General features: G+C 59.6%; 11 protein-coding genes. 8 read left to right on the forward strand and 3 right to left on the reverse strand.

Annotated features, from left to right (window positions below):
- Positions 1–13: 13 nt before the first annotated feature.
- Positions 14–1,045: a CNNM domain-containing protein gene (locus tag GH983_RS02420; RefSeq protein ID WP_153761507.1), complete on the reverse strand. Its 1,032-nt coding sequence runs from the start codon at positions 1,043–1,045 to the stop codon at positions 14–16.
- A gap of 574 nt (positions 1,046–1,619) precedes the next feature.
- On the opposite strand from GH983_RS02420, the gene GH983_RS02425 reads away from it, so the two are divergent.
- From GH983_RS02425 to GH983_RS02455, 7 genes are all read left to right on the forward strand, one after another.
- Positions 1,620–2,264 (forward strand): trans-aconitate 2-methyltransferase, encoded by a 645-nt coding sequence (locus GH983_RS02425; protein ID WP_153761508.1) that lies wholly within the window; start codon positions 1,620–1,622, stop codon positions 2,262–2,264.
- Positions 2,265–2,646: 382 nt separating this feature from the next.
- On the forward strand, positions 2,647–3,384 hold the full coding sequence (locus tag GH983_RS02430; protein ID WP_069042129.1) for a response regulator: 738 nt from the start codon (positions 2,647–2,649) through the stop codon (positions 3,382–3,384).
- 73 nt (positions 3,385–3,457) lie between these two features.
- Positions 3,458–4,747, forward strand: coding sequence for an ATP-binding protein (locus tag GH983_RS02435; protein WP_194842773.1), 1,290 nt, complete (start codon positions 3,458–3,460; stop codon positions 4,745–4,747).
- Between the two features lie 81 nt (positions 4,748–4,828).
- Positions 4,829–6,508 (forward strand): efflux RND transporter periplasmic adaptor subunit, encoded by a 1,680-nt coding sequence (locus GH983_RS02440; RefSeq protein ID WP_153761510.1) that lies wholly within the window; start codon positions 4,829–4,831, stop codon positions 6,506–6,508.
- Positions 6,509–6,515: 7 nt separating this feature from the next.
- Positions 6,516–9,668, forward strand: a complete 3,153-nt coding sequence (locus tag GH983_RS02445; RefSeq protein ID WP_153761511.1) for an efflux RND transporter permease subunit — start codon at positions 6,516–6,518, stop codon at positions 9,666–9,668.
- 19 nt (positions 9,669–9,687) lie between these two features.
- Positions 9,688–10,062 carry a hypothetical protein gene (locus GH983_RS02450; protein WP_153761512.1) on the forward strand — a complete coding sequence of 125 codons (375 nt, stop codon included), beginning with the start codon at positions 9,688–9,690 and terminating at the stop codon, positions 10,060–10,062.
- A gap of 154 nt (positions 10,063–10,216) precedes the next feature.
- Positions 10,217–10,663, forward strand: coding sequence for a DUF411 domain-containing protein (locus tag GH983_RS02455; protein ID WP_153761513.1), 447 nt, complete (start codon positions 10,217–10,219; stop codon positions 10,661–10,663).
- Positions 10,664–10,685: 22 nt separating this feature from the next.
- On the opposite strand, the gene GH983_RS02460 is transcribed toward GH983_RS02455, so the two are convergent.
- Entirely contained in the window at positions 10,686–11,090 is a 405-nt protein-coding gene (locus GH983_RS02460; protein WP_153761514.1) for a MerR family transcriptional regulator, read from the reverse strand.
- 53 nt (positions 11,091–11,143) lie between these two features.
- Here GH983_RS02460 and GH983_RS02465 point away from each other — a divergent pair, with 53 nt between their 5' ends.
- Positions 11,144–11,932: a glutaredoxin family protein gene (locus GH983_RS02465; RefSeq protein ID WP_153761515.1), complete on the forward strand. Its 789-nt coding sequence runs from the start codon at positions 11,144–11,146 to the stop codon at positions 11,930–11,932.
- Between the two features lie 60 nt (positions 11,933–11,992).
- On the opposite strand, the gene GH983_RS02470 is transcribed toward GH983_RS02465, so the two are convergent.
- Positions 11,993–12,655, reverse strand: a complete 663-nt coding sequence (locus GH983_RS02470) for a transmembrane anchor protein (protein ID WP_153761516.1) — start codon at positions 12,653–12,655, stop codon at positions 11,993–11,995.
- Positions 12,656–12,659 lie beyond the last annotated feature (4 nt).

Genomic DNA, 12,659 nt, shown 5'->3' on the forward strand with positions numbered 1-12,659 from the left:
ACTTCGAGGCGCGCTAAGTCTTGACGTTGCGGTCGCTCCATTTCTGGCGCGCATGGGCCTGAAGATCCGCAATGCTGTCGAACTCATCGACAATCTCTTCGCCGATCAGCGTTTCGATCAGATCCTCCAAGGTCACGATGCCGGCAGTTCCCCCGAACTCATCGACGACCAGAGCGACATGCCGATCCTTGTGGATGAGGAAATCGAAAAGCTCCTCCAGTGGCATCGACTCTGTGACCGCCTCCAGGTCGCGCTTCATGTCCTGTAGACGCGTGCCGCCCTTGCCATCCACGGCTTCGTAGAGAATGTCTGTCTTGAGCACGAAACCTGCGACCTGATCGATCGAACCGTCGAAGACCGGGATGCGGGAGAATTTCAAATCGGCCTTGCGCGCGATCACCGCATCAATCGTCAACTTCTGTTCAAGCGCATACACGACAGTGCGCGGGGTCATGATGTCAGCGACGGTCAGCCGATCAAACTTCAGAAGGTTGCGGAAGACCTTGGAATCCCCCTTGTCGATGACACCTTCGCGATGGCCGATGTCAGCCATTGCCGCAATCTCGTCGCGGCTGACGGGCGGCTGCGGTCTGCCGCGCGACAGGAGGCGGGTGATGAGCTGAGACATCTTCACCAATGGCCACATGGACCATATCATCGGCGGCAGGATGCGCGCGGCCAGCGGCGTAAATGCTCTCCAGTACATCGCACCCAGCGTCTTTGGAATGATCTCCGAAAGCACCAGGATTAGCAGCGTCAGCACGGCCGAAAAAACCGCGATCGCCGCATCCCCAAAGACATGGGCCGCCTGTGCACCCGCTCCGGCCGCACCCGCAGTGTGGGCGACGGTATTCAGGCTCAGGATGGCTGCCAAGGGGCGATCGACATCGTCCTTGAGCATCTTCACCTTGCGGGCTGTCTCCGGCTGTATCGCTTCGAGCGTGGCAGTGTAGCTCGGCGTGATGTTCAACAATACAGCTTCGAGGATCGAGCATACAAACGAGATAGAGATCGCAATTGCGACGTAGAGAACAAGCAGGGTCATGGTTTTCCAGGATCGAAGGAGAGCTTCAGGACGCAACCTCGGAAGGTTCCATCATTCGCCAATGGTTTCGAAGCTGGATTGTTCCTATTCGCTATTCCTTGGCGTTCGCAGAGGCTGAGACCTGACTACCATGCCTCCTGCGGCTTGCACTTCCATCCAGTTAGAGATTGAAATGTGACGTCTGCTTCTGTGGTTCGTCCGACAGAAGCGGACCATCCCCTCACGGCTCAGCGGTCATCCATTGCCGATTTCGGCTTGGCCATAGGTTTTTGAGCATCAGGTCGCCAATGACGCCAAAACGGGATCCGGCACGGAGAGCGGCAATTATTTCCGCTCGGGAGCGCCAAACCGGGGGTGAGGCGGGCATGTTCGCGTGGCAGCTTTGCGCCTCCAATTCGGTCTGAGAGATCGTCATCTCTCATGCCCGAGAGCGGACATAGCTCTGTGGCGGCGCACGTCGCCTGTGCGCCAAAAGCAGCCGGATGGTTCCCTTGGAGAACGGCGGCTTCGTAAAAGCTTCACGACTGGATGGACTGATATCTGGTAGACTCACATGCCGAACAGGGGTGATTTAATGGCAAGACAAGACCGACAGACGCATTGGCAAGGAGTATACACCACCAAGTCTGACACCGAAGTCAGTTGGTATGAGGAGGCCCCGGACCTATCGCTGACGCTGCTGCATGAAGCGGGACTGATGCCAGGAATGTCAGTAATCGACATTGGTGGTGGTGTGTCGCGGTTGGTAGATGCGCTTGTGGATGCCGGTCAGGCCCACGTTAGCGTTCTTGATCTTTCTAGCGCGGCCCTCGGGGCAGCCAAGTCCCGACTGGCAGACACGGCTCATGTGCAATGGGTTGTATCGGATGTGACCGTATGGACGCCTGACCGCGAGTATGATCTCTGGCATGACCGAGCCGCCTTCCATTTCCTGACAACAGCCGTCGATCAGCAAGCCTATGTTCGCGTGCTGGCACGGGCTCTCAAAGTCGGTGGCAAAGCCGTGATCGGCACCTTCGCAATGGATGGGCCAGAGAAATGCAGCGGCTTGCCCGTTGCCCGTTACGATTCGGAGAGCTTGCAAGCTGTTCTTGGGGAACAGTTTAGGCTCGCTACGACGCGGCGGCATGAACACACAACCCCATGGGGAACGGTGCAGAAATTCCAGTTCAGCATTTTTGAAAAGGTCGGAGGCCAAGCGCCCGGCCATCAGCTTTAATCCCATAACGACATTCCGCTATGGGCCGAACTAGGACCAATCGCCAGGTGTTTGGATGTCGGCTCTCGCCTTTCGGCACCCAAGCATCGGACTGCTCCCTTGCGGGAATGATTTTCGCTATGCGCCTCCATGTCGGACGTGGAGGCCACCGCCTGAGTTGCCCTAAAGCGGACGTGAATCCAAGAAGTGTCATATCGCCTGTGCGCCTTCATTTCCGGCGTTCGGCTTGCAGAACAATAGCCCAGAAGAAACCGTTCGCCCCATGATGCTCAAGGGCTAAATGCGTCGGTTTTCCTGTGTAGGCTATTGCTGGTGAAACAATCTGTTACCTTCTCGACACAAACTGCAGCCCAGCCCTCTGCTAAGTGAGGAGGGCTGCGCTATGAATGGACTTGCGGAGAGAATACCCTTGGATGCCTTAGCCGAAATTCTGATCGTTGACGATGACGGCCAGATCCTGATCCTTGTGGCAAAGTTCCTGAGGGCAAACGGGTTCCGTGTTCACACGGCGCGTAACGGGGTCGAGATGGCCGAGACTTTGAAGCGGCTTTCAGTGGATCTAATTGTCCTTGATCTGATGCTCCCGGGCAAGAACGGGCTGGAGATCTGCCGTGAGCTCCGTCGCAGTTCGTCCGTCCCAATCATCATGCTGACGGCCAAGGGCGACGAGACGGATCGCATTATCGGTCTTGAGGTCGGGGCCGACGACTATCTGCCCAAACCCTTCAATCCTCGCGAATTGCTGGCACGCATCGGTGCCGTGCTAAGGCGGACCCGCACGGCTGGCAACCCGACGACTGAGCGTGCCGGTCGGAGCTTCAGCTTTGCTGGGTGGTCGCTCGACACGATGAAGCGTGAATTGACCGCACCGAGCGGCGTTGTCGTGGATCTGTCGACGGGGGAATACGACCTGCTGCTTGCTTTCCTAGAAGCGCCGCAGCGCGTGCTCAGTCGTGAGTTCCTCTTGGATGCGGCCCGCAATCGCGCAATCGAAGGCTATGATCGGTCGATCGATGTCCAGGTCAGTCGTCTGCGTCGCAAGCTCGACGGGCGTGAGGATCTCATCAAAACGGTGCGCGGTGCGGGCTATCTCTTTGCGACGGATGTCGTCCGTGCCTGATGGTCGTTCCGAAACACGGTTACAGTGCTGGTGGCGGTCGATAGACAGCCTGAGACTGCGGACAGCCCTCGTCGTGCTGTTTGGCATCTCTCTCGTCCATTTTGGAAGCCTCTTCACTTACCACCAGAGCCTGGAAAAAGAACTGGACCTCGCAAATGAAGTCCGGCTTGCAGACCAGCTTCTGACTATCAAACGATCCGTCATGCGTGCGCCGCTCGATGAACGGGAGGATGTCGCGCACGACTTCTCCGGCGGTTCGATAGACGCCCATTGGGGTTCCACTCCCTATGCGGTTGAGGGCGATACCGCTGGTCAGAACTGGGAGCCACTTCGTCGAAACCTTCGAGCACTTGCTCCAGAGATTGCCGAGGACGGTCTCATTATCGGGCCGGATAATCAGACAGGTGACGATCCGCATCTGGCAGTCGTGTCGATCAAGCTGCCTGACGCTTCATGGATCAACGTCAATCTCGTCTCCTGGGATCGCAAAGTGCCGCCGCCGGGAGGAATGCTGGTTTCGACGACCTTGATGGCTCTCGGGGCAGTCGTCGTCTCCATGCTTCTGGTGCGTTGGTTCACTCGTCCTCTGACTGCTGTCGCTACCGCGGCCAAGGATTTCTATCGAGGCAAGACCGTCGTGCCCGTTGCGGAAAAGGGGCCGCGGGAGGTGGTTGAACTGGCCGTCGCCTTCAACGACATGCAACGGCGCATCGAGCGATTGATCGAAGATCGCACCCAAGCACTCGCAGCCGTTTCGCATGATTTGAAGACGCCGATCACACGACTGCGGTTCAGAGCCGAGGATCTGGCCGATGGTGTCGCGCGCGACGCAATGGCCGAGGATTTGACTGAGATGGAGCGGATGCTCGATCAGACGCTGTCTTTCCTGCGCGGTGATCGTAGCGACGAGGAACTGAAGCCGATCGACATCGTCGCGATCCTTGAAACCCTCGTCGATGATGCGGTCGATCGCGGCGCATCCGTCGAGCTTTCCGGTGCTGCTCATGCAATTATCACGGGGCGTCGGCTGGCGCTCAAGCGAGCCTTCTCCAATCTCATCGAGAACGCACTCAAATATGGCGAGAGGGCGCGGGTCGAGGTCATCGACCGGCAGTCCGAAGTTGTCGTCACAATCAGTGATGAAGGCCCCGGCATCGCAGCAGAGAACATCGAACGAGCCCTTTCTCCCTTTGTTCGGCTCGAGCCGTCCAGGAACCTTGAAACTGGCGGTTTCGGGCTCGGACTCCCGATTGCCCAGGCGATCATTGACGGGCATTCCGGTACGCTTCGCCTGGAGAACGGTCAAACGGGAGGACTTGTCGTCAGTGTCATCCTCCCGAAGGACTCGCCAAAATCATCCTGAAACATTCTGTAACAATCGGGACATCGACGGACAAAGAGGCGCAGCTACACCGAAGCAAATCAACTTTTGCTCAGGGTTACGATGGTCGACCGATTCGCCTCTGTCCTCGCTGGAATTTGCCTTTCCATCACAGGACTTGCTGCATCCTCCGCTGCGGCCCATGAGGGCCATGATCACGGCGCTCCGCCTCCGCCTGTCTCCACCACGATCGCACCGCGCGCCGACGCTTCGACGGCCGATCTTGAGCTGGTTGCTGTAGCGCGCGGAGAGCGGCTGGAAATCTTCCTCGACAGCTTCAAGGGCAATGAACCGGTCGACGTTGCGATGCTTGAAATTGACGGCCCTTCAGGAACGCTGACAGTCGAACCTGCGGGCGAGGGGACCTACGTGGCGAATGCGCCATGGCTGACAAATCCCGGCTCGTATGTTCTTGCCATCACCGTGATGGCCGGAGACGTCTTCGACGTCCTGACAGTCACCATGGTGATCCCCGAGATGGCCAGTACCGCCGTGCCAGTGGCTGCCGCTGATGGTTTCCTGATCAGTTCGGCTTTTGCGCAGGACGTGGGCGCGCGGCTGCAGCGACAGGACATGACACTGTGGGCCGTCGGCGGTGGCGGTATCGTGGTCGGGCTTCTCCTTGCTGCACTCTTCCGCCGCCGCAAACCTGCCGCATCTGTCGCTGCGATCGCGGCAGCCCTCGTGCTTGCCGGAGCGCCGCAGTCCGAGGCCGCCGGACCTGCAGCACCCACAGCGCAAGCAGCCGAGCGGGATGTCGCCCAGCGGTTTGCCGATGGCTCGATCTTCGTTCCGAAGACAACCCAGCGCATCCTCGCCATCAGGACCATCTTCACCGAGCAGGCAGCTCACGCGGGGACGGTTGAACTTCCGGCCCGCATCATCCCAGACCCCACAACGTCAGGCTATGTTCAGGCCTCTGTATCTGGAAGGCTTCTGCCGCCGCCCGGCGGCTTCCCCCAACTCGGCACGCGTGTCGCCGCTGGCGATGTGCTGGCGCTGGTCCAGCCCTCGCTCAGTGCCGCAGACTTGACGAGCCAGCAGCAGCAGGCCCGCGAACTCGATCAGGAGATCATGCTGGTCGAACGCAAGCTGCAGCGCTTCGAGCGGCTGCAGTCGGTGGTGGCGCGCGCCGAAATCGAGGATGCAACACTGGAACTCCAGGGCCTCAAGGCGCGGCGCGCCAATCTGGAACAGGCACCGACGGCGGCTGAAAAACTGACCGCACCCGTATCAGGCGTCATCGCTGCCGCCCAGGCCGTTGCTGGACAGATTGCCGAGCCCAACACCATCATATTCCAGATCATCGATCCCAGCCGTTACTGGGTTGAAGCTTTGAGCTTCGACGCGCATTCGGTCACTGGTATGGCCAGAGGCAAATTCATGGACGGCCGGACCGCCGAGCTCACCTATCGAGGAAGCGGCCTTGCCGATCGTAATCAGGCGATCCCCATACACTTCAGCGTCGAGGAGACGCCTGATGGTATTCGCGCCGGGCAATTGCTGACCGTCTTGTCGTCGACCACGCAAGAGCGTGCAGGCATCGCTGTTCCGCGCACCAGTGTTCTGCGTGCTTCCAACGGGCAATCACTTGTCTATGAACACACCAATGCGGAACGTTTCGTTCCGAGGGAAGTCCGTACCGAGCCGCTGGATGGTGACCGTCTTCTCATCGTCTCCGGGATCGAAGCCGGAAAGCGCATCGTCACACAGGGTGCTGAACTCCTGAACCAGATCCGCTGAGGCTCCGATGTTCAATTTTCTCGTTACCCAGTCGCTGCGGAACCGCCTGTTCGTCCTGGCGATTGCCGCCGTGCTGATGATCTACGGCGCGTTCACGGTCACCCGTCTGCCCGTCGACGTCTTCCCAGATCTCAATCGGCCGACCGTCACGATCATGACGGAGGCGGAGGGTCTGGCACCGGAAGAAGTCGAACAGCTCGTCACCTATCCGCTCGAATCCCAGATGAACGGGCTTCCCGGTGTAAGCCGCGTCCGCTCGACATCGGGCGTCGGTCTCTCGATTATCTATGTCGAGTTCGACTGGGACACGGATATCTATCGCAACCGCCAGCAGATCGCCGAGAGGCTGTCGCTTGTGCGGCCGCAACTGCCGGCGAATGTCGTGCCGCAGATGGGCCCGATCAATTCGATCATGGGCCAGGTCATGCTGATAGCCGTGACCGGGTCGGACAACGTCTCGGCCATGGAGTTGCGCGAACTGGCTGACTTCACCGTCCGCCCGCGAATCTTGAGCATTCCCGGTGTCGCCCAGGTGATTCCGATCGGGGGCGAGGTTCGCCAGTACCGCGTATCTCCGAACTCCGCCGCCATGCGGGCACTCGGCGTGTCCTTCGAACAGATTGAACAGGCTCTCGCGCAGTTCGGCTCCAACACCGGGGGCGGCTTCACAGACCAGTACAGCCGCGAGTTCCTGATCCGCAATGTCGGTCGTACTCAAAACATCGAGGATCTGGCGAGCGTGGTGGTTGCCAGCGTCGATGGCCAGCCGGTTCTCCTGCGGCAGGTCGCGGAAGTCGGATTTGCACCACGCCTGAAGCGCGGAGATGCCGGTTACCAGGGGCAGTCTGCCGTCATCGTTTCGGTGGAAAAGCAGCCCGACATCGATACCGTGAAACTGACGCGTCAGGTCGAAGCGGCACTGAGCGAAATCGGGGCCACGCTGCCTGCAGGCGTCAAGGCCGATCAGGTCCTGTTCCGGCAGGCCAATTTCATCGAGACTTCGATCGGAAACGTGCAGAAGGTTCTCGCCGAGGCAATCGTCGTTGTTGCCATCATCCTATTCGTCTTCCTCCTGAACACCCGAACGACGGCGATCTCGCTGACGGCTATTCCGGTATCCATTCTGGTCACCGCTATCGTCTTTCATCTGCTCGGGTTGTCGATCAACACCATGACGCTTGGCGGTCTGGCGATTGCCATCGGCGAACTGGTGGACGATGCCGTCGTTGACGTGGAAAACATCTTCCGGCGCCTGCGGGAAAACCGGGAAAAGGGCAATCCTCGTTCAGTTTTCGACGTCGTCGTCTCCGCGAGCCAGGAAGTCCGCTCGGGCATCGTCTACGCAACGATGATCATTGTTCTGGTCTTCGTGCCCTTGTTTGCCCTGTCAGGCATTGAGGGACGGCTCTTCGCGCCGCTCGGCCAGGCCTACATCATCTCCATCCTCGCTTCGCTCGTGGTCTCGATCACGCTGACCCCCGTCATGGCCTATTACATGCTGCCGGGCTTGAAGCGTCTCGATGAGCATGAGGGCGTGGTCGTGCGGGTCCTCAAACGCGCCAACCGTCGGCTGCTCGACTGGTCTTTCCGCCATCCGAACATCTTGATGACGACCGTGGTCGCGGGTGTCGTGGCAGCGGTTCTGTTTGCCACCCAACTGCCGCGATCGTTTCTGCCGCCCTTCAATGAAGGGACACTGACGATCAGCATGCTCTTCAACCCCGGCATCTCGCTTGCCGAAAGCCATCGGGTCGGCCTGATCGCGGAGCGGTTGATCATGGAAGTGCCCGAGGTCGAGCAGGTGGGCCGTCGCACGGGACGCGCCGAACTCGACGAACATGCAGAGGGCGTCCACTCGTCCGAAATCGAAGTGGCGCTCGCTGCAGACGGTCGGTCCAAGGACGAGATCATTGCCGATATCCGCTCGCGACTTTCGGTCCTGCCCGTCGCGACCAATGTCGGCCAGCCCATCTCCCATCGCCTCGATCATATGCTCTCGGGCGTGCGGGCGCAGATCGCACTCAAGATCTTCGGTGAGGATCTCGACAGCATCCGCGGCTTTGCCGAGGAGTTTCGTGGCAAGCTGGCGGAGATCCCTGGGATCGTCGACCTGCAGGTCGAAAAGCAGGTTCGCATTCCGCATCTCGAAGTGATCGTCGATTACCGCCGGGCTGCCCTTTACGGCATCCAGCCGGCGGCCGTCACCGAGCAGCTTGAGCGCCTGTCGAACGGGACGGTCGTGTCCCGCATCGTCGACGGCAACAAGCGGTTCGACGTCGTGCTGCGTCTCGAGGACGAGACCCGCAGCACCAAGGGGCTATCGGATCTCCTCATCGAGACGCCTGCAGGCTGGATCCCAGTCAGCCAGATCGCAGAAGTCCGCGAGACCGATGGTCCAAACCAGATCCTTCGCGAAAACGGCAAGCGTCGCGTCGTGGTGCTCGCCAATACGGACGGCGAAGCCGACATGGCAACAGTTATTGCCGAGATCCGCAAGGTGATCGCGACCTCGACGCTTCCGCCCGGCTTCTTCGTCAGCCTGGAAGGCACCTTCCAGGCGCAGGAGGAATCTATGAGGACCATCGGCCTCCTCTCGATCATCTCGCTGACGATGGTGTTTGCAATCCTCTATTCGCGTTATCGCTCGGTGCTCTTCGTCTCCATCATCATGGCGAGCGTGCCGCTTGCGTTGATCGGCTCGGTCACCGCGCTCTGGATTGCCGGCCAGCCGCTTTCTGTTGCCTCGATGATTGGCTTTATCACCCTGACCGGCATCTCGACACGGAATGGCATCCTGAAGATCAGCCACTACATCAACCTCGCGATCCAGGAAGATCTACCGTTCGGCAAGGAACTGGTCGTGCGGGGCTCACTGGAACGTCTGACCCCGGTCTTGATGACGGCCCTGTCCGCGGGTGTCGCCCTGATCCCGCTGATGATCGATGCGACCGCACCTGGCAAGGAAATCCTCCACCCGGTCGCGATCACGATCTTTGGAGGCTTGGTCACAGCGACCGTACTCGACACGCTTCTCACGCCGACGCTGTTCCTGAAATACGGCCGCAAGCCACTGGAGCGCCTCGTCGAGCAGGCTCGCACTCAAGTGAGGGACGCGGTGCAACCCGCCGGAACGTCCACACAAACCATTGAAGCCTTTTAAGTCCTACCAGGAGAATTCCATGCGTCGCAGTCTGCTCGCCCTTTCCCTCGTCTTCTGCATGACAGCTTTGCCAGCCTATGCACACGCGCCACGCCCCGGCCCAAATGGCGGCCTGAAGGTTGACGCAGGCGCAAACCACCATGTCGAACTCGTGGCGACAGGAACGACTGAAGTGACGGTCTATCTGTTCGATGCTGCAGACCAGCCTGTCTCGGCAACCGGACACACAGGCAATGCAATCCTTTTGATCGACGGCGCTGTTCGTCGGTTTGCGCTGTCTGCTGCTGATGGCAACCGCCTCACGGGGAATTCGCCCGTTCCGGTCAATCCGGGTGTCAAGGGTGCGATCCAGGTGATCACCCCGGACGGGACCACCGCGCAGGGGAAATTCTAATCTCGGAAGCGCGCGAGGGAGAGTGGTAGGATCCTTGACTTGGGGCAAAGATGTCACGCCATCGCCGTGCCAAGTTCAGGTCATCAACTGTCTGGAGCCCTGCCGTACATCTCCCTTCATTTTGGGGGGCTAACCGAAGGTCGCAGGAGAGAGAATGAGACGCAGACAATTTTTGGCTGTGGCTGCCACGGTGGCTATGACACCCGCCACTGGCTTCGCCGCAGCGCCATCGGTCATCCTGCATAAGGATCCCAATTGTGGCTGCTGCTCATCATGGGGCGATGCCTTTACCAAGGCGGGCTTCTCGGTTCGCGCTGTTGAGGAACCGGACATGGATCAGGTCAAACAGCGCTTCAAGGTTCCGCTGTCCGTTCGAGCCTGCCACACAGCGGAAGTACAAGGCTATTTCCTCGAGGGACATGTGCCGATCGATGCCGTGAGAAGGCTGCTCGATGAACGACCATCCCTGGCCGGGCTCGCAGTCGCAGGAATGCCACTGGGTTCGCTCGGTATGGGCGGTTCGCCGGAACCCTACGACGTCATCGCAATTCCGCGCGATGGCGGTGAGATGTATGTTTATCAGTCATTCAAGCCGGACTGACAGGAGCTGCTGCTTTTGCAGGCTACAGTCCAAACGACTGGAGGATCGGGCACGGACCGCTCTTCCCAGATGAGCACTCTGCAACCAGGCGCTGGAGCGCGTCGCGGGTCCGATTGAGTTCGGCGATCCGCGTTTCCAGCGCGATTAGCCGCGCCTTTGCTACCTCGCGTGCCCGCTCCCTGTCATCTCCGGCATCGAGTTCGAGCAGTTCCCCTATCTCCTCCAGCGTAAATCCAGCGGTCTGGGCCTGTCGGATGAACTGCAGACGCCTCAGATCCTCAGTTCCATAGCGCCTGCCACCCTCAAGACGCTTAGGGGTCTTCAGAAGACCCTTGCGCTGGTAGAACCTGACCGTCTCCACGCCGACGCCGCCGGCTGATGCAAATTTTCCGATTGTCATGTCCATGGGGTGTTGACTCCGTACCATGGTACGGAACCTATGGTCTTGCCAACTGTTTCACAAGCCAAAGGAGACGTGAAATGTTGGACAGAGTAACACCCTCGACCACAGCGAAGAAAGCCGTGCTCTACCGGATGGTGACTGCGGAGCATACGTGCCCGTACGGCCTGAAAGCCAAGGACCTGCTCAAGCGATCAGGCTACGAGGTCGAAGACCATCATCTGAAAACGCGCGCGGAAACGGACGAGTTCAAGCAGGAGCATGACGTCCAGACAACGCCCCAGGTTTTTATCGGCGGAAGCCGTATCGGAGGCTATGACGATTTGCGGCGGCACTTCGGAAAGCCGGTTGTAGATCCCAAGGCGACGACCTATCGGCCTGTCGTCGTGCTGTTTGTCTTGACTGCCCTGATGGCAACGGCAGCAAGCTACGCCGTTCACGGGACGCCTTTCACCATCAGGGCAGCCGAATGGTTCATCGCCTTCTCGATGGTCGTTCTGGCCATGCTCAAGCTTCAAAATGTCGAAACCTTCGCGACGATGTTCCTGAACTATGATCTGCTCGCGAAGCGGTGGGTGCCATACAGCTATATCTATCCCTATGCCGAAGGACTCGCGGGCGTCCTGATGGTCGCCGGCATCGCGAACTGGCTGTCCGTTCCCGTGGCTCTGTTTATTGGTGGCATTGGCGCAGCTTCGGTCTTCAAGGCCGTTTACATCGACAAGCGTGAGCTGAAATGCGCCTGCGTCGGTGGATCGAGCAACGTACCGCTCGGGTTCATCTCACTCACCGAGAACCTGATGATGATCGCGATGGCGGTGTGGATGGCATTGGCCTACTCCGGGATCATGCCAGGACATCAAATGTGATAACCTAGCCATCAAACGAAACGAGGATGCCGGCGGAGCGATCCGCCGGCATCTGACATCTCACATCACCCGCTTGATGTCGCTATAGGCGCCGTCGGTCTTCAGCGTCACCGTCACGGGATCGCCGGTCCGGTTGCGCCAGAACCAGCCGTGATTGCCATCGAAGGCGGCTTCCAGCACGCCGGCATGCTCGGCCGCGCCGCGACCCTTTTCGTAGCTGATGCTTTCGCCGCCGCCGTCGCCATGGGTGTCGAAGTTCACCTTCGAGCCATTCGCCGTCCAGGCATAGTTCGCCTTGGCGCCCTTGAGCATGACGAGCTTGACCTCAGCACCTTCGCCGGGCTGCAGCGTGATCGACACTTCGTCCTGACGCATGGCATCCTGCGCATAGGCCGCAGAGATGCCGAATTCGCGGATGATGCGGTCAAGAAGGCTTGAGCCTTCCGGGGGTGCCGGTGCCGCTTGTGGAGCAATCAGGCTTTCGCCAGCATTCTGATCCTTCTGGCGGTCGAGTTCCGCCTCCTCGGCAAGCTGCGACTTGATCTCGCCCATCTCGGTCAGGCCCATGGCGGAGCCGAGGCCTGTCGGATCGATCGCATATTCCGAGGGCATGACCACGGTGACCAGCAGAACACCTGCGGCGATGACGGAGATAACAGTCGACTTGACGAGCTGGGCCGAGGTCGGCAGGTCGTCGGGATTGGGGGCTTGAGAATTGAACATGGTT

Source organism: Agrobacterium sp. MA01 (assembly GCF_009650195.1).
In the GTDB taxonomy this organism is placed as follows: domain Bacteria; phylum Pseudomonadota; class Alphaproteobacteria; order Rhizobiales; family Rhizobiaceae; genus Allorhizobium.